Origin of the sequence: Gordonia sp. VNK1 (assembly GCF_040049135.1) — a bacterium.
GTDB lineage: Bacteria > Actinomycetota > Actinomycetes > Mycobacteriales > Mycobacteriaceae > Gordonia > Gordonia oleivorans.
In genome coordinates this window covers 1-21,497 of record NZ_JBDZDJ010000005.1, presented here as the reverse complement: position 1 = coordinate 21,497, position 21,497 = coordinate 1, and the positions used below count along the sequence as shown (strand labels likewise).

The following is a 21,497-nucleotide window of genomic DNA, read 5'->3' as shown; positions in this document are numbered from 1 at the left end:
GCCGGTCGTCAGTCCGACGTCGTGGGGTGACCACCAACCGGTAGGCCGGCGAGCAGCCACTCCAGGAAGATCTCGTAAGACGGTGCCGGGGAGCCGAATTCGAGGTCGCGTTCCAGCGCACCGAGCCAGCCCACGATGCCGACGGCAAAGATGTAGGCGCTGTGCTGCGCCGACTCGGGGGCGGCGCCGGCCGCCCGGAACCCGGCGATGATGGCCTCCCTCAGGTCATTCATGACCTCGGGCCGATGGTCGTGGGGGCCCGCGGTGCGGGAGGCGAAACCGGGTACGGCCAGGAACTCGTCGTGCATTGCCACGGCGATACCGCGCAGCCACGGTTCCCACGTGTCGGCGGTGGGGGAGTCGGTGGGTAGGACCCGTTCGATCACGGTGCGGCTGATCAGCGCGATCAACTCGTCGGTTCCGCCGACCCACCGATAGAGCGCGGAGTGACTCACGCCCAGTGCCTGAGCCAGGGTTCGCAGCGACATGGTGCGGATGTCGTGGCGCATCGCCTCGGCCACGATCATCTCCTGGCTGAGCTGAGGCGGGCGTCCCCGGGTGCCCGAGCCGGCCGACGATGTGGTGCGAGGTGCGGTTCTCACTCACCCAGGCTAGGCCATGGTGCGTGATCCTCGGAGCGCTCGGAGCGGGCCGCGGCACCTCGGCCCGCATTTAGTGACCAGTGGTTACTAAATGTGTTAGCGTCACCTCATGCGCCCTGCCGCCTGCTCGCCCGCCGAGATGTCGCGCTACCGCCGCGGCTACTGGTCCGTCGCGTTCACCTTCTGTGTGGTGATCGCGTTCTCCACCGCGCCGAGTCCCCTCTATCGGACCTACGGCGAGCGCGACGGCCTCTCCCCGCTGGCGATCACCCTGATCTACGCGGTGTACGCGGCAGGGGTGATCACGGCCCTCTATCTGGTCGGTCACCTGTCGGATATGTTGGGGCGCAGGTGGTTTCTGCTCTCATCGGTCCTCCTGGCGATGCTCGGCTGCGTGGTGTTCATGGTGTTTCCGCAGGCTCCGGGCCTCTACTGCGCACGAGTGCTCAGCGGACTGGCGGTGGGGTTGACCGCTGCGGCCGGAACGGCCTACATCACCGAATTGCATGCCGCACATCGCCCCGCGCATCTCCGGCACCGCGCTCAACTCCTGGCCGCCACCGCGAACGTCATCGGACTCGGCGCCGGTGCGTTCGTCGCCGCGGTGATCGCGACGGTGATGACGTCACCGCTCGTGGCGCCCTACGCGGTGTTCCTCGTGCTGTTGTCCGCGGCGGCACTGCTGATCGCGGTGGCGCCGGAAACCACTCGGCGCAGCCCGTTCCGGCTCCGGGACTACCGGCTGCGCATGCTCGCGGCTCCGCGCCGGGGTCGCCGGCGCTTCGTCGGTGCACTGGTGGGGGTCGTCCTGGCCTTCAGTTCGCTGGGGATGTTCGTCGGACTGTCCGGCACCGTCCTGTCGCAGACCCTGCATCGCCCGTCGCCCCTGCTCGCCGGATTCGCGCTGCTGGTGGTCTTCGGAAGCGGCGCGATCGCGATGATCGCCACCACCACGTGGTCCACCCGGCAAACGACCTTCACCGGTGCGGCTCTGGTCCCTGCCGGGCTGATCATCGTGCTCGTCGACGTACTGGCGCCGCAAGCCGGACCGGTGGTGTTCTTCGTCGGGGCAGCGGTGGTCGGCGCCGGTGGGTGCCTGCTGTTTCGTGCGTCGTTCTCGGCGGTGTTGTCGGTGGCCGAGCCGGATCGGTTGGGCGAGACCCTGGCAGTCTTCTACCTGACCGGCTATGCGGGACTGTCGGTTCCGGTCATCGGACTCGGACTTGCGCTGCAGCACTTCACCATTGTGGACACGCTCCTGGTGTTCAGTGTCGCGATCATCGTCGGTCTGGTCGCCACCGCCGGCGTGATCGCCAGCCCCCTTGTCGAAAGGACGGCAGATGCCGTATAGCAAAAGTTCTGTCGTGCAGCTGGTTACAGGTCGCGGGATGCTCCGATGGCGTGCCGCGATCGTCGTCGCGGTGCTTGCTGCGCTGATCGGGGCCTGCGCCGCGCCGTCGCAATCGGCGGATCCGAGTGAGGGACGTCCACGCGTGGTGAGCTCCGCATACGGACCGGTCACGATCACCGGGTCGGTTCATCGCGTGGTCGCACTGTCGGCCGACTGGCTCGGCACCATGCTCGCCGTCGGTGCCCCTGTGGTGGGCTACCGGACCGACGGACCCGCGTCGTCGATGCCCGCGGCCCCGTGGCTGCAGAACACGTTGCCGGACTCGGCGGTCCGGCTCACCGGTGAACTGGACATCGCCCGGATAGCCGCACTGCGACCCGATCTCATCGTCGCCCCGACCTGGTTGGTGACCCGTGCGATCGGTGACCGCCTCGCCGAACTGGCCCCCACCGTGGTCGGAGACGATTCGGGTGTCGGCACCCGATCGGGTTCGTGGGAACGGGATCTCGCCACCGCCGGTACGGCGCTCGGGCGCGACGTCGGTCCACTGCGTGATTCGCTCGACAACCAGATCCGTGCCACGGCAGCCGCGCACCCGGACGCGGCGGGCAAGACATTCGCCATCGGTGTGGCGGGCGGCGGAGGCCAACTCGCCGTGACCAGCAGTCCGGATGCCTCGACGGCCAAATTCCTTGGGGCACTGGGACTTCATCTCGTCGAGATACCCGGTGCCACCGGCCTGTGGACGATACTCTCGGCCGAGAATGCCCGAATCCTCGACTCCGCCTACCTGCTGATCATGGGGTCGACGACCGCGACGTCGGCAACGGTGCGCACCTTCACCGCCGGTCGCCCGCCGACATCACCCACCCTCGAAGCGGATCTCCCGCTGCTCAATGCCTTCAACATTCCGGACGCGTCGTCGATCCCGGTTCTCCTGCACCACCTCGACGACGTGCTGCCGGCCTGAACGCCGTCGATGCCGCCCCACGCCGCCGATGACGGTCCGGTGCGCAACCACACCACACCGACGCGGACGACACGACGACCAGCCGGATTGGGTTCACGGTTGCGCATGGGTTACTCTGATCACCGCCCGATGAGCCCCCGTAGCTCAGGGGATAGAGCGTCTGCCTCCGGAGCAGAAGGCCGTAGGTTCGAATCCTACCGGGGGCACCACTCTTGACCAGGGATTTTGGATTCTGGCAGTCCGGAAAACCTCAGAGAATGAGAATCTGCGCAAGATCTGCACACAAGGATCGAATGCCGGGGCTGGCCCAGAGTGATCCGGTCATGACCTTTGCCGGAACCTTGCCGGCATCTTTCAGCGAATCATCCCGACTGTGGGCATTACGAGACAGCGTGAACGTGGCGTCTGTGTGGCCCAACCACGCCGCAATGACGACGGCTGGCACTCCGCCGTAGGTGCAGAGCCGCCCCGGCGCTGTGGCGGGCATCGTGGGGCGTGATATGGCACACTCCGGCGCGGTCGCACAGCTTCGTCCACTCACGGGCGCAAGGTCGAATCCGCCGTCGTGGGTGGCGCCAATCGTTTCAAGGTTGGTGCGCGAGTAGCCGTTGGAGCGGGCGCCGAAGACGTCGATGTAGTCGCGTGACTCGCTTCGTGAGAAGAGTGCTGCGACTTTGTTTCCCACTGAGTTGTCGCGGCTCAGGACTGGTCCGACGTCGAGAATTGTGGGAGGTTCTGATCTCCAGTCGTGGCACATCTCGACTTTGATTTCCTGCTGTCCGTCCGAGACGTGGAACCGTGCGAATGTTCCCGAGTGTCCAGCGAGGTGAGTTGTGAAACCCTCTGCCTCCCAAGCGGTGACAGCTTCCGCCATCGCTTTCTCAAACTTTGCCGGATCGTCCTGGTCGGTGAACAGATCCACATCGTCGGACGGTCGGTCGATGATGCCGTACGCGGCGACCGCATACCCACCAGCCAACGCAAATCCTCTAGCGTCCGAGCACGGCCGGCGCCGACCTTGTCACGCGCTTCTGAAACTCGTCCAACCCACTGCCCCCTTGCGTGTGTGTTACTGGTGGGCGGCCAGCTCCGGGAACCGATCCTCCCACTGCTGCACAATCCCGGCGGGGAGGTTCAGCGACAGCCACAGCCGCGTGAGTAGTGGCCCGTTGAGATACTCGACAAGTTCCTGCGCAGTCGAGGCCTCGCGCAGAACCTGCGAATACAGGCGGACCGCGTCTTGGGGATCGTCGATGTCGTACTCACGTGCAGGTCCCCAGTCGACGGCCACCGGTAGCCGTACCGATCCCGAGGTCGGTCCGCGTAGCTCGTCGAGACTCTCAGCCACTGGATGCGGACGCCGCACCACGGCGTCACGCACCGGCGGTGGTTGCTTCACCGGCCGGGCTGCCGCCACTGCACCGATCGCGGCGCGCAACAACTGCAGAGCAGGCCGGGCCTGGATGCCTGGAGGGCTCGTGTCGAGGACGTCGACTGCCGCTACCGGGGCTGCGACCTTGTGTCGACTCAGTGGTGAGCGGGGTACGAGGTCAAGGTCGCTCACCACGCGGATCGTGACGGCGGCCTGGCCGGCAGCATGCGAGTCGGACGCCTCGTCGAGGAGATGGTAGTCACGGCGGAGGTCGTCGACATCAGGTCCCTGCGCGTACACCTGCAGGTCTGCGACAGTATCGTCGGCCAGCGCGTGATGCCCGCCGATGATCACACGGTCATCGGCGCCGAGCGCCACGACGTCGGCGTCCGCAGCAGAGTAGCGCTGCGGTGTAGACCTGGTCCGCATCCACGGCACGAGGATCGTCTCGGGTGCAGCAGACTCCGCCAGTTGGCGGACCCGGGAGCGCACTCGGGAGGGCACCGCAACACGGGGAACTCTGGTATCCCCGGCGAGATGCCCGAGAATCGCCCAGTCCGAGAGTTCGGAGAGCGGACGCCCGGCAGGGCTACGGCGAAAACGGCCGAGATCGTCGGTGGACACTGCCCAACGCCCCAGAACCCGCTGCGCTGGGAGTTGACCAGCGGCGATGAGCGCGCGGACCCGCCGCTCACTAAGCCCTGTTTGACGCGCCACGTCGGCAACACTCGCCAGCTCGACGACATCCATGGGTTTCAATCCTACCGGAGACGGAATAATTATGTCACCCGGTGTTGACATCCTTGCCGGCCTCCGGCCGGTGTTGACTTATGGCCTGGCCTTGCGTTTATGGGCCGGCCTTGTGATCGCCTCGGCGGCTCCCGCCGCGACTACACCAACCGCAACGACTCGTCGCGACGCAACACGAAGAAGTACGGCTTCGGCGAGCCCTTGAGATCCATCGCGCCGATCACCGCGTCGTCGGAGATCCGGCGGAAGACGTCGTTGATGGGCAACTGGTCGTACTGCATCGTCGCGGTGTCCACGCCGCGATACCGCGTGGTGCGCAGTCGTGCTCGCGACTTCCCGGTCTGCCACAGTCGCCGGGTCGCCGCGATCGGCGTGACGAACGAGGCCTTCTTCACCGCCGGTGCCACCCGGGCGAGATCGGTGCCGCCGAACGCCAGGATCGGGTTCATCGCCCACAATGCGGAGCCGTCACGGGTGGGGAAGAGCAGGGGGTGCACCGTCTCGGCGTCGATGAACTGCTTACCCCACCAGCCGCTGGCGGCGAGCAGGCCGTCCATCGGGTGATCGGTGGGCAGTTCGGCGCCATGCCAGGTGCCGATCATCGTGTCGGTCTCGACGGGTTCGGCGGCGTCGAAGATCGCCAATGCATCGTCGGTGGTGGTCGGAACGGAGGGGAGGACGTCGCTGGCGTGCATGTGCGCAACCTTACGCCGCGGTGAGACGAATTCTGCAGAACGTTCCACACCCGCCCGGTTCGCGGATTAACATCGCGGCGGGTGATGTCGACGGTTGGGGTGGCCGATGAGCACACGTGTTGCGGCCCCGCGCTCACGAACGACGCGGACTCGGGTACGTGTACTGATCTGCTGCCTGGCAACACTGTTCGTGGCGTGCGCGGTGGGCACCCCGGCGTGGGCCGCGTCGCCGGCGCCGCGGGTCACCGGTCCGCTCACCGGCGGAGTCCACGACCGGCCCTGGGGCGCAGCGGCTTTCAACCCTGAGGACTTCGGCTACACCGAGCAGGAGTATCTCGTCTCCGGGACGGCCCACGCCTACGGCACCGCACGCCCGGACGTGCCGTATGTCACCCGCATGGTGGTGTATCGGCCTGCGGACCCGGAACGCTTCAGCGGCAACGTGACCGTCGAATGGACCAATGTCACCGCCCAGGTGGACCACGCCTTCGAGTTCTTGTGGCTCAACCGGCAGACCTTCGCCAACGGCGACGCATATGTGGTCGTCAGTGCCCAGCAGGCCGGGGCGTGCGGCATCCTGCTGAACGGGCAACCGATGATCGACGTCGGCGGCATCTCGGTGCCACCGTGCACGCCGGTGTCCCTGAAGGCCTGGGACCCGATTCGCTATGGCGCACTGTGGGTTCCCGACGACGCCTACGCCTTCGACGTGTTCAGTCAGGTCGGGTCCACACTGCGTAACACCACCGGGGTCGCGCCGCTGGGTGGGCTCGTACCCCGGACCCTCATCGCCATCGGGCTCTCGCAATCGGCGATCGCGCTCGACAACTACATCCGCACGGGCGCCGACGACGCCGCACGGGTGTACGACGGCATCATCATCGACGGCGATGGACAGATGACGCTTCCATCGCGGTATCGGGTACCGACGATGCACATCTGGAGCGAGGAATCCGGTCAGATGGGCGTGCCCACCGCGGCACCCAACCATCGCATCTGGTCGGTGGCCGGTGCCGCGCACGTCGACTGGTACGGCGTGCGTCAGTCGGCCGAACTCCTCCTGCACAACATCGCGGCGCTGCCGCCGATGACGGCGGCGAATTACCGGGAATCGATCGCGGCGTCGTCGGTCTACGGCCAGCAGGGCCCCAACCTGTCGGTGCCCTGTCTGGGCAGCTCCCAGTTCCAGCGTCGCTACGCGGTGAACGCGGCCGTGGCGGCGATGCAGCGCTGGGTGCGCACCGGTGAGCCGGCGCCGGTCGCGCCGCCGTTCGTCTACAACGGGATCAAACGCGCCGTCGACGCCCTGCCGGTCGAACTATCGTTGCCGCTGCTCGCCGGCGGCGGGCTGGACCTGGTCAAGCTCGGCGGGCTGCCGTGGGGCCTGCAGCGCGACGCCGTCGGAAATGCGCTCGGTGGGATCCGATTGCCGCAGATGGCGGTCCCGGTGGCCCGGTACGACGGCGCCATCTGCGGTCTGTTGGGCGTGACCATCCCGTTCGCACCCGAGGATCTCGCGCAGCGCTACCCGACACATCGGGTCTACGTCGATGCGATGCTGGCGGCGACCCGGGAATCGGTTCGCGAGCGGTTCATGACCCGCGCCGACGGGATCGAACAGATGCAGATGGCGTGTTCCTCGGCGATCCCCGACTGGGGCGTCACCCCGCCCGCCGCGCAGCCGGCGGTGTGCCGCAACCTCGACTCCGCCGTGTGACGCGCACATCACTCCGGTGACCTGAGATCGCGCCCTCCGTCATCGGCACCGACCGCCGGCCGGGGCGAAGCCGTCCCCGATGCCGCGCGGAATGGGGCGGCCAATAGGATGGTGACCTGTGACTCCCGCCGATCTTGCTGCGTTGCTCAGCTCTGTCACCCGCGCCGTCGTGGCCGACCACGGTCTCGACGCATCCGTCGTGCCCGACGCAGTCGTGGTGGAGCGACCACGCCATGCCGATCACGGTGACTACTCGACCAACGTCGCACTTCGGCTCGGCAAGAAGCTCGGCGTCGCCCCGCGGGAGCTCGCCGGTTGGCTGGCCGACGCCTTCGGCGCCACCGACGGCATCGACAAGGCCGAGGTCGCGGGCCCCGGCTTCGTCAACATCTGGCTGGGTGCGGCCGCGCAGAACACCGTCGTGGCCGCCGTGCTCGAGCAGGCCGGCGGCTACGGCCGGGGCGAGGAGATCGCCGACAAGGTGATCAACCTGGAGTTCGTCTCCGCCAACCCGACCGGGCCCATCCATCTCGGCGGTACGCGCTGGGCTGCCGTCGGTGACGCGCTCGGGCGGGTGCTGGCCGCACGCGGCGCCCAGGTCACCCGCGAGTACTACTTCAACGACCACGGCGCGCAGATCGACCGTTTCGCGCGGTCGCTGGAGGCCGCGGCGCTCGGCGAACCGACCCCGGAGGACGGCTACGCCGGCGAGTACATCGTCGACATCGCCCGGCAGGTCGTCGCCAAGGTGCCCGGCGTGCTCGAGCAGCCGGCCGACGAGCGGGTCGAGACCTTCCGCGCCGAGGGCGTGGCGCTGATGTTCGACCACATCAAGACCAGCCTGCACGACTTCGGTACCGACTTCGACGTGTTCACCCACGAGAACAAGATGTTCGAGACGGGCCTCGTCGACGAATGCATCGCCGAACTCAAGGCCAACGGCAACCTGTACGAGGCCGACGGTGCGTGGTGGCTGCACACCGAAAAGTACGGCGACGACAAGGACCGCGTCGTCATCAAGAGCGACGGCGAGGCCGCCTACATCGCCGGCGACATCGCCTACTACCGCGACAAGCGCAACCGCGGCTTCAACCTGTGCATCTACATGCTCGGCGCCGACCACCACGGCTACATCAAGCGGCTCAAGGCCGCCGCGGCATCGCTCGGCGACGACCCGGACACCGTCGAGGTCCTCATCGGGCAGATGGTCAACCTCGTCCGCGACGGCAAGCCGGTCCGGATGAGCAAGCGCGCCGGCACCGTGATCACCCTCGACGACCTCGTCGACGCCGTCGGCGTGGACGCCGCGCGCTACGCGCTGATCCGCTCGTCGATCGACGTCAACATCGACATCGACCTCGATCTGCTGGCCAAACAGTCCAACGACAACCCGGTGTACTACGTGCAGTATGCCCACGCGCGGCTCTCCGCACTCTCGCGCAACGCCGCGGAACTGGGACTGGCCCCCGACCTCGATCACCTCGATCTGCTCGACACCGCGGAGGAGGGGGATCTGATCCGGACGCTCGGCGACTTCGACGAGGTCGTGGCCACCGCCGCGACGCTGCGGGAACCGCACCGCATCTGCCGCTACCTCGAGGCGCTGGCCGGTACCTATCACCGCTTCTACGCGCACTGCCGGGTGTTGCCCCAAGGTGACGAGGAGGCCGGTGACATCCACCGCGCCCGGCTGGCGCTGTGTGCGGCGAGCCGACAGGTCCTCGCCAACGGGCTCGAGCTCGTCGGCGTCAACGCACCGGAGCGCATGTGAACGCCCATCCCGCCGGCCCCCGGCACGCCGAACTGCTCGCTGCGCCGCATCTGGCGCAGAAACCCAATGATCCGGCCGCGCTCGCCGAGATCCCCGCACAGGTGTGGCCGCGCAACGCCGCTCGCGTCGAGACCGGGGAACTGGCCATCGCCGGTGTCGGGGTCACCGAACTCGCCGAGACCTTCGGCACCCCGCTGTTCGTCATCGACGAGTCCGACTTCCGGTCCCGCTGCGCCGACATGATCGACGCCTTCGGTCCCTACGGCCGGGTGCATTACGCGTCAAAGGCGTTCCTGTGCACCGAGATCGCGCGGTGGGTCGATCAGCAGGGACTGTCCATCGACGTGTGCTCCGGCGGCGAGCTGGCCATCGCGCTGCGCGCGGGATTCCCGGCCGAACGAATCGCCTTCCACGGCAACAACAAGAGCTCGGCCGAACTCGCGGACGCCCTCGAGGCCGGTGTCGGACACATCGTCGTCGACTCGATGACCGAGATCGAACGACTCGACGCGCTCGCCGGTGAGCGCGGACTCGTCGCCGACGTGCTGATCCGCGTCACCGTCGGCGTCGAGGCCCACACCCACGAATTCATCGCGACCGCGCACGAGGACCAGAAGTTCGGTTTCGCCCTGGCCGGGGGAGTGGCGATGGACGCGGTGCGTCGCGTGTTCGCCACCGACAACCTGCGTCTGGTGGGACTGCACAGCCACATCGGTTCGCAGATCTTCGACATGGACGGCTTCGAGCTCGCCGCACACCGGGTGCTCGGCCTGCTCCACGACGTGGTCGCCGAATTCGGTGTCGAGAAGACCTCGCAGATGTCCATCGTGGATCTCGGTGGGGGACTGGGTATTTCCTACATCCCCGAGGACCGTCCATTGCCCGTCAACGCGGTGGCGGAGACGCTGGCCGAGATCGTCAAGCGTGAGTCGGCCGCCGTCGGGCTGCCGATGCCGACCATCGCCGTCGAACCGGGTCGCGCCATCGCCGGCCCCGGCACCATCACGCTCTACGAGGTCGGCACCATCAAGGACGTCGAACTCGGCGGTGGCGCCATCCGCCGCTACGTGTCGGTGGACGGCGGCATGAGCGACAACATCCGCACCGTGCTGTATCAGGCCGAATACGATGTGCGCCTGGTGTCGCGGGTCTCCGACGCTCCGGCGGTGGTGAGTCGTGTCGTCGGAAAGCACTGTGAGAGCGGCGATATCGTGATCAAGGACTGTTGGCTGCCGGAGGATCTGGCGCCCGGCGACCTCATCGCCGTCGCCGCCACCGGCGCGTACTGCTACTCGATGTCCTCGCGCTACAACATGGTGACCCGCCCGGCCGTGGTCGGCGTCGCCGGAGGACAGGCGCGGGTGATCCTGCGACGTGAGACCATTGACGATTTCCTGAGGCTGGAGGTGACCTAGGTGAGTGCGAATTCAGGCAACCCTGCCGTGACAGACCACACCGGGGGTGACGATTCTGCCGGCGACCGCAGCATCGGAGTTGCGGTCCTCGGCATGGGCAATGTGGGCACCGAGGTCGTGCGGATTCTCGACGAGAGCGCCGCCGACCTGCGTGCTCGCGTGGGCGCGCGACTGGAGTTGCGCGGGGTCGCGGTCCGCGACCTGACCAAGTCACGCAAGATCGATCAGTCACTGCTGACCGACGACCCGGAATCCCTGGTCACTCGTGACGATGTCGACGTCGTCGTGGAACTGATGGGTGGGATCGACCCGGCGCGCGGTGTGATCCGCCGGGCGCTGGAGAGCGGCAAGTCGGTGGTGACCGCCAACAAGGCGCTGCTGGCCGAGTACACCGGCGAATTGGCCGAGGCCGCAGCCAAGGCCAAGGTCGACCTGTACTTCGAGGCCGCGGTGGCCGGTGCGATCCCGGTGATCCGGCCGCTGACCCAGTCGCTGGCCGGCGATTCCGTCGACCGTGTCGCCGGTATCGTCAACGGCACCACCAACTTCATCCTGTCGGCGATGGCCGAGACCGGTGCCGACTACGCCGAAACCCTGGCCGAGGCAGGACGATTGGGCTACGCCGAAGCCGATCCGACGGCCGACGTCGAAGGGTACGACGCCGCCGCCAAGGCGGCCATCCTGGCCTCCATCGCCTTCCACACCCGCGTCACCGCCGCCGACGTGTACCGCGAGGGCATCACCTCGGTCACCCCCGCCGATCTGGTCGCCGCACGCAAGTTCGACTGCACCATCAAACTGCTGTCGATCTGCGAGCGCTTGCGTGATGCCGATGGGACACAACGGGTTTCGGCGCGCGTGTACCCGGCACTGATCCCGCTGTCGCATCCGCTGGCCAGTGTCAACGGCGCCTTCAACGCCGTCGTGGTCGAGGCCGAGAACGCGGGCCGGTTGATGTTCTACGGTCAGGGCGCCGGCGGTTCCCCGACCGCCTCGGCCGTCCTCGGTGATCTGGTGATGGCGGCGCGCAACAAGGTGCACGGCGGGCGTGGCCCGCTGGAGTCGACCTACGCGTCGTTGCCGATCGCAACGATCGACGAGGTGCCCACGCGCTACTACGTCTCCATGAAGGTCGCCGACCGTCCCGGCGTGCTCGCGCAGATCGCCGGCGAGTTCTCCAAGCGATCGGTGAGCCTGGCCGCCGTGCGTCAGGAAGGTGCCGGTGAGGATGCCCGGCTGATCGTGGTGACCCACCGCGCCCCGGACCGTGCACAGTCGGAATGTGTTGCGGCACTGGAAGACATGGATGAAGTGATCAAGGTGTCGAGCGTTCTGCGATTGGAAGGTACCGATGACTGACGCCCCCTCAACCCGACCCGCGCCGGTGCATGCGGGCTGGCCCGGACTCATCGAGGCCTATCGCTCGCGGCTCCCCGTCGCCGACGACTGGAAGGTGGTGACCCTCCTCGAAGGCGCCACCCCGCTGATCTCCGCGCCGCATCTGTCCGAACTGACCGGCTGCGAGGTGTACCTGAAGGTCGAGGGCCTCAACCCGACCGGCTCGTTCAAGGACCGCGGCATGACGATGGCCGTGTCCAACGCGGTCAACAACGGCAAGACCGCGGTGCTGTGCGCGTCGACCGGCAACACGTCGGCCTCGGCGGCCGCCTACGCCACCCGCGCCGGGATCACCTGCGCGGTGCTGATCCCCGAGGGCAAGATCGCAATGGGCAAGCTCGCCCAGGCGGTCATGCACGGCGCCAAGATCATTCAGGTCCAGGGCAACTTCGACGACTGTCTGGAACTGGCGCGTAAGGCGACCGCGGAGTTCCCCGAGATCGAACTGGTCAACTCGGTGAACCCGGCCCGCATCGAGGGTCAGAAGACCGCGGCGTTCGAGATCGTCGACGTCCTCGGCCGGGCACCCGACGTCCACGCACTGCCGGTCGGCAACGCCGGCAACATCACCGCGTACTGGAAGGGCTACTCGGAGTACTACGCCGACGGCATCTCCACCTCGCGGCCCCGGATGCTCGGCGTGCAGGCCGCTGGCGCGGCTCCGTTGGTCAACGGTGCGCCGGTGGCCGACCCGGAGACCATCGCCACGGCGATCCGCATCGGCAATCCGGCCAGCTGGCATCAGGCGGTGGCGGCCAAGGAGGAATCCGGCGGACAGTTCCGTGCGGCGACCGACGAGAAGCTGCTCGAGGCATACCGATTGGTCGCCGGACGCGAAGGCGTCTTCGTCGAGCCGGCATCGGCGGCCAGTGTCGCCGGTCTGCTCGCGGCGCACGCCGACGGCTGGATCACGCCCGGGGAGACCGTGGTGTGCACGGTCACCGGTAACGGACTCAAGGATCCGGACACCGCGTTGTCGGGGATGCCGGAGGTCGAGGCGATCGAGGTCGACCCGGTGGCGGTGGCCCATGCACTCGGCGTGGCCTGAGGCCTCGGCGGCACCGCGAATGGTCACCCCGGATACGGTCTATCGTCAACTGCCCGAAGGTATTTCGACACGGGTACGAGTGCCCGCCTCAAGTGCGAATCTCGGTCCCGGGTTCGACTGCCTCGGCATCGCCCTCGGGCTGCACGACGAGGTGATGGTCGAGACCACGTCGTCGGGTCTGACCGTCGAGGTGGTCGGGGAGGGTGCCGCGGAGGTACCGCTGGACGCCAATCATCTGGTCGTCCGTGCCATTCTCGGCGGACTGGCGCATGCCGGGTTCTCCGCTGCCGGACTGCATGTCCGCTGCGTCAACGTGATTCCGCACTCCCGGGGACTCGGTTCGTCGGCGTCGGCCGCCGTATCCGGTCTCGCGGCCGCGTCGGGACTGCTGGCGGCGTCGGGGGTGGCCGAGGCGTTGAGCGCCGACGAACTGGTGCAGCTGTCGAGTGAGTTCGAGGGGCATCCGGACAACGCCGCGGCCAGCGTCCTCGGCTCGGCCGTGGTCACCTGGACCGAGGTGACCGATGGCATGGCCCGATACCAGGCGCGTCGACTGCGCGTGCATCCCGATATCGGTGCCACCGTGTTCGTTCCGTCGACGGAGTCGTCGACCGCCTTTGCGCGAGGGCTGCTGCCCGACGCCGTGCCCCGCGTCGACGCCGTGCACAACCTCAGCCGTGCCGCGCTGGCCGTCGTCGCACTGACCAGCGACCCGAGCTGCCTGCTCGCGGCGACCGATGACCGGCTGCATCAGCCGTACCGGGCCGAGGCGATGGGGCCCACGGCCGACCTCGTGACCGGTCTGCGGGCACGTGGACACGCGGCCACCGTCTCCGGAGCGGGCCCGAGCGTCCTGGTCCTCGGAACCGGGCCGCTGCCGGCCGATGTCCGAGAACTCGGTGAGGAATTGGGATTCGTCCCGCGCGTCGTCGAGATCGCGGGCGGAGTCGAGATAGGCTGACGATCGTGGCCTCGGGTGCCGCGAAGCATCGCATCAAGCCAACCGGCGAGTTCATATGGAGTTCTGGGATGGGGAACACAATCGCGTGCGGGCATGTTGCTCGATGTGGAACAACGCGTTATCATATGGTCGTCTAGCCGCGACGGCTCGTTCAGCCATGTTTTCGGGGTCATTTCGATTCGCTGGTTCGATATGAGATGTCGAACTGGTCGCCCGGTCTCCGTCGGATCACCGGTTCACCGATAACACCCCACGAAAGCATCGCGCCGTACTCACGCCGACACTGTGGCGTTCCGCCACCCGGACGGAACCGTTCGGATGACGGAACCGTTTGAGTGACACAGCGTTCGTGTGACACAGCGCAGGAGTGACGCTCGCAGCACGACCACAATCTTTGACTCGCCCACCGAGGGCGAGAATGCCTGGCAGACCTCGGCATATCCGGGGATCACAGGTGAATTACAGCCCCGAGCAGCAATGATCTGCCGGGGTACGAAAGGACATCCGTGACCGATACGGACCTGATCACCGCACCTGCTCCCGCTGATTCCGATGCGGGGGAGGCGGGGAGTTCTGCACCGAAGACCCGAGCCCGAGCTGCGCGCACCGGACTGTCGGGCATGGTTCTCAGCGAATTGCGCGCACTCGCGGGCGAACTGGGCATCAAGGGAACGTCCGGCATGCGTAAGGGCGACCTGATCGCCGCGATCAAGGAACGGCAGGCCGGCGGATCGCCGAAGTCGGCCGACACCAAGGCGTCGGCTCCCGAGCAGATGGCCATCACCACCGAGTCGGCACCGGCGACGGCCGGCAGCCGCGGTCGTGGGCGCACCAAGACCGCCGACGCGGATGCCGCGTCGGAAGCGCCCGCCGCACAGGCAGCCGCAGAATCGGCGACCAAGGCGGAATCGGCGACCAAGACGGAATCGGCGACCAAGACGGAATCCGATTCCCGGCGTGGCGACTCGGAACCCGCCGAGAGCGACCGCCGCGACGCCGACTCGTCAGACGAGGCGTCGCAGGGCGGCAACCAGCGCAACCGGAACCGCAACCGCAACGGCGCCGCTCGCGAGTCCAACCAGAACCGCGACAACCAGGGCGGTAACCGGGACACCCAGGGCGGTAACAACCAGAACCGCGATGGTGGCAACCAGGGCGGCGCCAGCAACCAGGGCGGCGCCAATGGCCAGAACCGCGACAACAACCGTGACAACAACCGCGATGACGACGAGCAGGGTGGACGACGCCGAGGGCGCCGTTTCCGCGAGCGTCGTCGTGGACGTGACCGCGCCGAGGGTGGCAACAACAACGAGCCACAGGTCTCCGACGACGACGTCTTGCAGCCCGTCGCCGGCATCCTCGATGTCCTCGACAACTATGCGTTCGTGCGGACGTCGGGTTACCTCGCCGGGTCGAATGACGTCTATGTCTCGATGAATCTGGTGCGTAAGAACGGGTTGCGACGCGGCGACGCGATCACCGGCGCGGTCAAGGTGCCGCGCGAGGGTGAGCAGCCCAATCAGCGTCAGAAGTTCAATCCGCTGGTCCGCCTGGACACCGTCAACGGTGGCGAGGTGGAGTTGGCGAAGAAGCGCCCGGAGTTCGGCAAGCTGACCCCGCTCTACCCGAATCAGCGACTGCGACTGGAGACTTCGCAGGAACGGCTCGACACCCGCGTGATCGATCTGATCATGCCGATCGGCAAGGGGCAGCGAGCACTGATCGTGTCGCCGCCGAAGGCCGGCAAGACGACGATCCTGCAGGACATCGCCAACGCGATCACCACCAACAACCCCGAATGCCATCTGATGGTCGTGCTCGTCGACGAGCGCCCGGAAGAGGTCACCGACATGCAACGGTCGGTGAAGGGTGAGGTCATCGCGTCGACGTTCGACCGTCCGCCGTCAGACCACACGTCCGTCGCCGAGCTGGCCATCGAACGTGCCAAGCGACTCGTCGAGGCAGGCAAGGACGTCGTCGTCCTCCTGGACTCCATCACCCGACTGGGCCGCGCATACAACAACGCGTCGCCGGCCTCCGGTCGTATCCTCTCCGGTGGTGTCGACTCGACCGCACTGTATCCGCCGAAGCGTTTCCTGGGTGCCGCCCGCAACATCGAGAACGGCGGATCGCTGACGATCATCGCCTCGGCACTCGTCGAGACCGGATCGACCGGTGACACGGTGATCTTCGAGGAGTTCAAGGGCACCGGTAACGCGGAGCTCAAGCTCGATCGCAAGATCGCCGATCGGCGCGTGTTCCCGGCGGTGGACGTCAACCAGTCCAGTACCCGCAAGGATGAGCTGCTGATGTCGCCCGAGGAATTCTCGGTCGTGCACAAGCTGCGTCGTGTCCTCAGTGGACTCGATTCGCAGCAGGCGATCGATCTGCTGATCAGTCAGCTCAAGAAGACCAAGACGAACATCGAATTCCTGATGCAGGTGCAATCCAATGCGCCCGGCGCGATGAAGGACGACTGAGCGACCAGTCGATCGATGCCGATCTGATCACGGCCCCATCACCGTTCGCGGTGGTGGGGCCGTTGTCGTGTTCTGGTCACAAGGTCGAGAGAACCTGTGCGAGCAGGATTTTGACGACCATTGCCGCCGGATACACCAGGGCGTAGCCGAGAGCGATCCGCGGGTCGTCGCCGCCGCGGGCGTTCGCGAACGCCAGGTGTGCGGGATTGGTCTGGGTGCCCGCCAGGACACCGGCGAGGCGGATCCGACCGACCCCGAGGATGAAGCGACATGCCGCGTACATGCCGACGGCCATCACCGCCGACGTGATCGCGCCGGTGACCAGGATGTCGACGATGGCACCGCTGGTGAACGCATCGAGGATGAGTGATCCGGCGCGCGTCCCGGCGTAGGCGAGAAACAGCAGGAGACCGACCTCGGTGATCACCTGCGCGGAGGTGATCGGCATCGTGGTGACGAAGGGCCCGATCCGGCCGATTCGGCCCAGGATCAATCCGACGATGAGGGACCCGGCCGCAGCCCCGAGGGACAAGGTGCCCAGTCCGGGGATCGGTATCGGGATCAGTCCGACGGCCAGACCGAGTGCGATTCCGAAACCCATTGCGGCGGCGTTGAGTTCGGTGAGACCACGGGAGGAGTCGCCGAGCATCCGGGCGATCTTCGCCATGTTCTCCGGTGGCGCCACCACCCGGACCCGGTCGCCGAGTTGCACCGTGGTGGCGGGGGTGGCCACCATGTCGGTATCGCCTCGGCGAAGGCGCGTGATGGAACCGTCGAAGGAATCGAGGTCCAGTTCTCGAACCTTGCGGCCGGCCAACTCGGGTGAGGAAATCGTGATCCGCCGAAAATCGAGCTTGGAGCGGTCGGCGGTCAGATCGTGAATCGATCGGTGGCCGATCTCGTCGATCAGTGCGTCGACCTCCGCGCGTGGACCGATCACGGTGATGAGGTCACCACGGTGCAGGACCTGATCGTCGGTGATCGGAACGGGCGGCTCGTCGGGGTCGTGCGCCAGACGGGAGAACGTCAGTCGATTCCCATGGCGCTCGCGCAGTTCCGTGACCGTCACATCGTCGCTCTCGAGTCGCACGGTGATGTCGACGACCTCGGGCGGGGTGTCCGGATCGGGGTTTCCGTAGCGGAAGGCGATGGCAACCATCACCAGCATCAGGATCACGCCGAGAATGTAGGACGTGGCGTAGCCGATGGTCGCCTCCGCCGAACCGCCCGCCGCGGCCAGGGCGGGGGTGTTGGTGAGCGCGCCGGCAAAGGTACCGGCGATGGAGGCAGTCGACATATGGAAAGCCGACCCGACCAGATCGACGGTGACGGCGGCAGCGGCGATCACCACGGTGACCGTGACGACCAGTTTCCAGGCCGTGCGCAGGGATGCGAAGAAGTTCGGGCCGGCCATCAATCCGGTGGTGAACGCGAACAGGATCAACCCGAGGTTGCCGATGATCTCCGGGATCGTGATGTCGACATCCATCGACTTGGCGAATGCGGTGAGCGCGATCGCCGAGAACAGCACCGCGGCCGGGCCCAGACCGATACCGCGGATAGTGATCCGGCCGATCGCCACCCCGAGACCGATCACGATCATGAGATAGAGCAGGGGTTGGTCGGCCAGCAGGTCCAGCACCGCGGTCATCGCCGCCTCCCATCGATACGCGATCGTCTCTGCGTCCATTCCTACAGTCAGGTCACCGCACGGGCCGTCGATCAGGAAAAGTATCGCCGCATTGCGTGGGACTCGCCGGATAAGGCGGCAACCGCGGGACGAAGCACCCGGGTATGTGACGGTGGCCATGGACGACCCGGCCGTAGGGCCCGACCCTTCCATTGGTCGAGCACGCCTCACTCGCTGGTGATTCCTCGTCTCGCTGGTAGAGCACCTTCATCCCGCTGTTGCGCCCCCATTCGCGGGCCGAGCACCTTCATCCCATGGTCGAGCACCATCGTCCCGCTGTTGCGCATCGCATTCGCCGGTCGAGCACTCTCGTCCCGCTGTTGCGCATCGCATTCGCCGGTCGAGCACTCTCGTCCCGCTGTTGCGCATCGCATTCGCCGGCCGCGCACCCCATTCGCCGGCCGCGCACCCCATTCGCCGGTCGAGCACCCCTATTCCGCCGGTCGAGCCGGTCCGGAGCGCTAGCGGAGGACCGTGTCGAGACCCGGTGACACAAGGCTGGAAATAGCCAGCACCCCAACCATATTCACGCATCCACACCCTGTGGATAGAAAACACTTGCGATTGTTGTAGAGGGTGGCTATAATAGAACACGTAGCCACAACGGCCTTCTCGGGGGAGGTGACATCAGCATGACAGACACCACCGACACTCCCATGTCACGACCACTGCAGCTGATGCACCAGATCAACGCGATGCTCGACGAGCTGGCCAAGACTCCGATGACCGCCTGCTCCGACCTCGAGGTCATCGAAGCGGCGAAACTGTCCGAACAGATCGCCATGCGCACCCACTTCCAAGGCGACCGCGCGATCCTGGAAATCTCGGATCGCAGTGTGCACCGCAAGGTCGGCAAAGTCAGCCTGTCGAACTTTCTGAACTACGATCTGCGGATCGCGCAACCCACCATGCGCATCGCGCACATGAAGGCCACCGCCCGGTTCCACGGGCTGACCGGGCAACCCGAGGAACCGAAGTTCCCGACCTTGTCGGCCGCGTATGAGCAGGGTTTGATCGGTCACACCCATCTGTCGGCGGCGTTGGAAGCGTTGGACAACATCCCGAACGCTGTCGCGCATGACAAGAAGGCCGCCGCCGAAGCCACCTTGGGTGAGAAGGCCACCGAGCATATTCCGGCCGACATCACCAAGATGGGTGCCCGGATTCTGGCGCACCTCGACCCGGACGGGCAGTTGGTGGAGGAGAAGGAACGCCAACAGCGTCGTAACCTGTGGATCAACCAGTCCCGTGTCGATGGGATGGCGAAACTCAACGGGCACCTTCCCCCGATCACCCGTGCCCTGTGGGACTCCATGTTGGATGCGTGGGCGAAACCCGGGATGAATAACTTGTCGGATGCGGAATCGCCGACCGGTGCGATCGGGGATGCCGACCCCGACATCCTCGCCGCTGCAGTCAAGCGTGACGACCGTTCCCAAGCGCAACGCAATCATGATGCCATGCACGTGTTGTTGGTGTCGGCGATGAAAGAAGGGGTCCTCGGCAAAACGCATCGTGGTCTGCCGGTCGCGTTGATCATCAAAACCTTCCTGCAGGATCTGTTGGCCGGCGCCGGGTATGCCACCACCGCCTCAGGCTCCACCATTCCCATCCCGGACTTGCTGAGTGCGTTGGGGGACATCGAGGATCCCAACGATGTGCAGCAGTTCCTGGCGGTGTTCTCCGACGCCATCGACCTCCCGTTGTATCTGGGGCGGGCCCGCCGGTTGGCGTCGACCGAGCAGCGGATCGCGTCGTTCTCCCGCACCGGTGGTGAGGTGTGTTCGTTCCCCGGTTGCGGGCAACCCGCCTCGCATTCGGAGATGCATCACGCCAAAGAGGACTGGGCTGATGGCGGGAAAACCGACATCACCGATTTGGCGCCGGCGTGTGGGCCGCACAACCGGATGGTCGGCCCGAACCCGGGGCAGTACACCACCGGCATCTACGAAGATGGCCCGCTCGCCGGACGCTGCTGGTGGCAGCTCAACGCCGCACCCGGGATGCCCGACAACCCGAAGATCGTCAACGATCATCCCGACATCACCGCCCTGTACGAGCAGAAACTCGACCAGATCCGGGATCAGATCCACAGCGACCACACCACCAGCGAAGACACCGGCATCGGTAGTGGTTCCGGCGCAACCGAAGCCGCAGACTCCGACGTGGTTGACGCCGACATCGTCGATGTCGAAACTGCTGACATCGAAGCCGACGCCGCTGACGCTGACGCAGGTGAAGCCGAAGCCCCGGCAACCTTCGAGGCCGAAATCCCGTCCGACCGTGGTGTTCCGAGTGACCATCTCGCTCCGACCGCCGACACCTCGACCATCGGCGACAGCATCGACAGCGAAGACATCGTCGACCACGGCGACGACCACGAGTGCGGCGTCGCTGACCAGCCCGAACCAATTGTCGACGAATACGATTCAGGCGCAGCCCATTCCGGTCCTGACGAACCCCGGCCGCCCGACCAGCCCGACGGGCCCGACGCCATAGCCGGCGAGCATCCTGACAAACCTGGTGTCACCGGCACCGGGGACATCGACCTGGTCATCTTCGACGGAGATGGTGTTCCGATCACCGACGATCCCGACGACCACGACACCACTGCCGGGCTCGATCGTGCCTCACGCACCCGAATCCGTGTCCGCGACACGACCGCCGAGGATCAGGCTCGCGAACGTCGCATCCGTAGTGGCGGATTCCGTATCAGCCGCGTCAAAATCGAACGTGAGCTCGAGGAACTGGCCGCCATCGGCATGAACCGACGCAACAGCCGAATCGAACGAGTCCTGGCAGCCAGACTCCACCACCGGCTCGACACCTCCTGAGTAGGCCGCCTGCCGGTACTGGCCGGGCCGCACTGCCGCAGAATTGTTGTGGCCGTGGGGAGTTCCAGCCTTACCATGCGAGGCCTCGACCTCGACAAGCTCGGCCCGGCGGACACGACCTCCGTTTCGACGGAGCTCAACGCGACGGCTGGCGCTCCGGTCGGCTCGACCACCGGAATGGGCCGGCTCGACCACCGGGACGGGACCTCGACCTCGACAAGCTCGGCCCGGCGGACAAGCTCTGCCCGGCGGACAAGCTCGGCCCGGCGGACACGGTCCTCCGTTTCGACGGAGCTCAACGCGGCGGCCAACGCTCTGGACCGGCTAATGGGGGGAACTACTGGGTCTGGTTGACGTGAGTTGGCAGACTTGGTGGTGGTAGCTGCTACTGGGTGAGCACTCTTACCGGCTGGGCCTCGAGAGAGAGTTCTGGGTCGAGACCG

Annotated in this window: 14 protein-coding genes, 1 tRNA gene and 1 pseudogene; 11 read left to right on the top strand and 5 right to left on the bottom strand. The window is 66.6% G+C overall.

The features are described from left to right. Positions 1-8: 8 nt before the first annotated feature. The gene (locus ABLE94_RS07650; protein ID WP_348802489.1) at positions 9-602 is read right to left on the bottom strand and encodes a TetR/AcrR family transcriptional regulator; all 594 of its coding nucleotides are present in this window, start codon (positions 600-602) and stop codon (positions 9-11) included. 109 nt (positions 603-711) lie between these two features. Here ABLE94_RS07650 and ABLE94_RS07645 point away from each other — a divergent pair, with 109 nt between their 5' ends. From ABLE94_RS07645 to ABLE94_RS07635, 3 genes are all read left to right on the top strand, one after another. After that, positions 712-1,953: an MFS transporter gene (locus tag ABLE94_RS07645; RefSeq protein ID WP_348808485.1), complete on the top strand. Its 1,242-nt coding sequence runs from the start codon at positions 712-714 to the stop codon at positions 1,951-1,953. Between the two features lie 37 nt (positions 1,954-1,990). After that, positions 1,991-2,923 carry an ABC transporter substrate-binding protein gene (locus tag ABLE94_RS07640; protein ID WP_348808484.1) on the top strand — a complete coding sequence of 311 codons (933 nt, stop codon included), beginning with the start codon at positions 1,991-1,993 and terminating at the stop codon, positions 2,921-2,923. Positions 2,924-3,056: 133 nt separating this feature from the next. After that, positions 3,057-3,132: transfer RNA gene (locus ABLE94_RS07635), tRNA-Arg, on the top strand. Positions 3,133-3,173: 41 nt separating this feature from the next. Here ABLE94_RS07635 and ABLE94_RS26420 read toward each other — a convergent pair. From ABLE94_RS26420 to ABLE94_RS07615, 3 genes and pseudogenes are all read right to left on the bottom strand, one after another. Then, positions 3,174-3,905: pseudogene (locus ABLE94_RS26420) on the bottom strand (nucleotidyl transferase AbiEii/AbiGii toxin family protein); the annotation flags it as partial. A gap of 87 nt (positions 3,906-3,992) precedes the next feature. Then, positions 3,993-5,045 carry a helix-turn-helix domain-containing protein gene (locus ABLE94_RS07620; protein ID WP_348802483.1) on the bottom strand — a complete coding sequence of 351 codons (1,053 nt, stop codon included), beginning with the start codon at positions 5,043-5,045 and terminating at the stop codon, positions 3,993-3,995. Positions 5,046-5,185: 140 nt separating this feature from the next. Beyond that, positions 5,186-5,740 carry a DUF4334 domain-containing protein gene (locus ABLE94_RS07615; protein WP_348808483.1) on the bottom strand — a complete coding sequence of 185 codons (555 nt, stop codon included), beginning with the start codon at positions 5,738-5,740 and terminating at the stop codon, positions 5,186-5,188. Positions 5,741-5,846: 106 nt separating this feature from the next. On the opposite strand from ABLE94_RS07615, the gene ABLE94_RS07610 reads away from it, so the two are divergent. From ABLE94_RS07610 to rho, 7 genes are all read left to right on the top strand, one after another. Beyond that, positions 5,847-7,457, top strand: coding sequence for an alpha/beta hydrolase domain-containing protein (locus ABLE94_RS07610; protein ID WP_348808482.1), 1,611 nt, complete (start codon positions 5,847-5,849; stop codon positions 7,455-7,457). Positions 7,458-7,575: 118 nt separating this feature from the next. Next, positions 7,576-9,228, top strand: a complete 1,653-nt coding sequence (gene argS, locus ABLE94_RS07605) for an arginine--tRNA ligase (RefSeq protein WP_348802479.1) — start codon at positions 7,576-7,578, stop codon at positions 9,226-9,228. After that, a complete protein-coding gene (gene lysA / locus ABLE94_RS07600; protein WP_348808481.1) occupies positions 9,225-10,643 on the top strand; it encodes a diaminopimelate decarboxylase in 1,419 nt (472 codons plus the stop codon). The genes argS and lysA overlap by 4 nt, the downstream gene beginning before the upstream one ends. Before the next feature lie 27 nt (positions 10,644-10,670). After that, the gene (locus tag ABLE94_RS07595; RefSeq protein WP_348808614.1) at positions 10,671-12,002 is read left to right on the top strand and encodes a homoserine dehydrogenase; all 1,332 of its coding nucleotides are present in this window, start codon (positions 10,671-10,673) and stop codon (positions 12,000-12,002) included. Beyond that, entirely contained in the window at positions 11,995-13,089 is a 1,095-nt protein-coding gene (thrC, locus tag ABLE94_RS07590) for a threonine synthase (RefSeq protein WP_348808480.1), read from the top strand. Before ABLE94_RS07595 ends, thrC begins: the two co-directional genes overlap by 8 nt. Positions 13,090-13,108: 19 nt before the next feature. Then, positions 13,109-14,050 carry a homoserine kinase gene (thrB, locus tag ABLE94_RS07585; RefSeq protein ID WP_348808479.1) on the top strand — a complete coding sequence of 314 codons (942 nt, stop codon included), beginning with the start codon at positions 13,109-13,111 and terminating at the stop codon, positions 14,048-14,050. Between the two features lie 506 nt (positions 14,051-14,556). Then, positions 14,557-16,530, top strand: a complete 1,974-nt coding sequence (gene rho, locus ABLE94_RS07580) for a transcription termination factor Rho (protein ID WP_348802473.1) — start codon at positions 14,557-14,559, stop codon at positions 16,528-16,530. A 76-nt stretch (positions 16,531-16,606) separates the two neighbouring features. Here the strand turns inward: rho and ABLE94_RS07575 are convergent, their stop codons facing one another. Beyond that, entirely contained in the window at positions 16,607-18,220 is a 1,614-nt protein-coding gene (locus tag ABLE94_RS07575) for an aspartate:alanine exchanger family transporter (protein WP_348802472.1), read from the bottom strand. A 632-nt stretch (positions 18,221-18,852) separates the two neighbouring features. Between ABLE94_RS07575 and ABLE94_RS07570 the strand changes: the two genes are divergently transcribed. Next, positions 18,853-21,054: an HNH endonuclease signature motif containing protein gene (locus tag ABLE94_RS07570; protein WP_348802471.1), complete on the top strand. Its 2,202-nt coding sequence runs from the start codon at positions 18,853-18,855 to the stop codon at positions 21,052-21,054. The last annotated feature ends 443 nt before the right edge of the window (positions 21,055-21,497 follow it).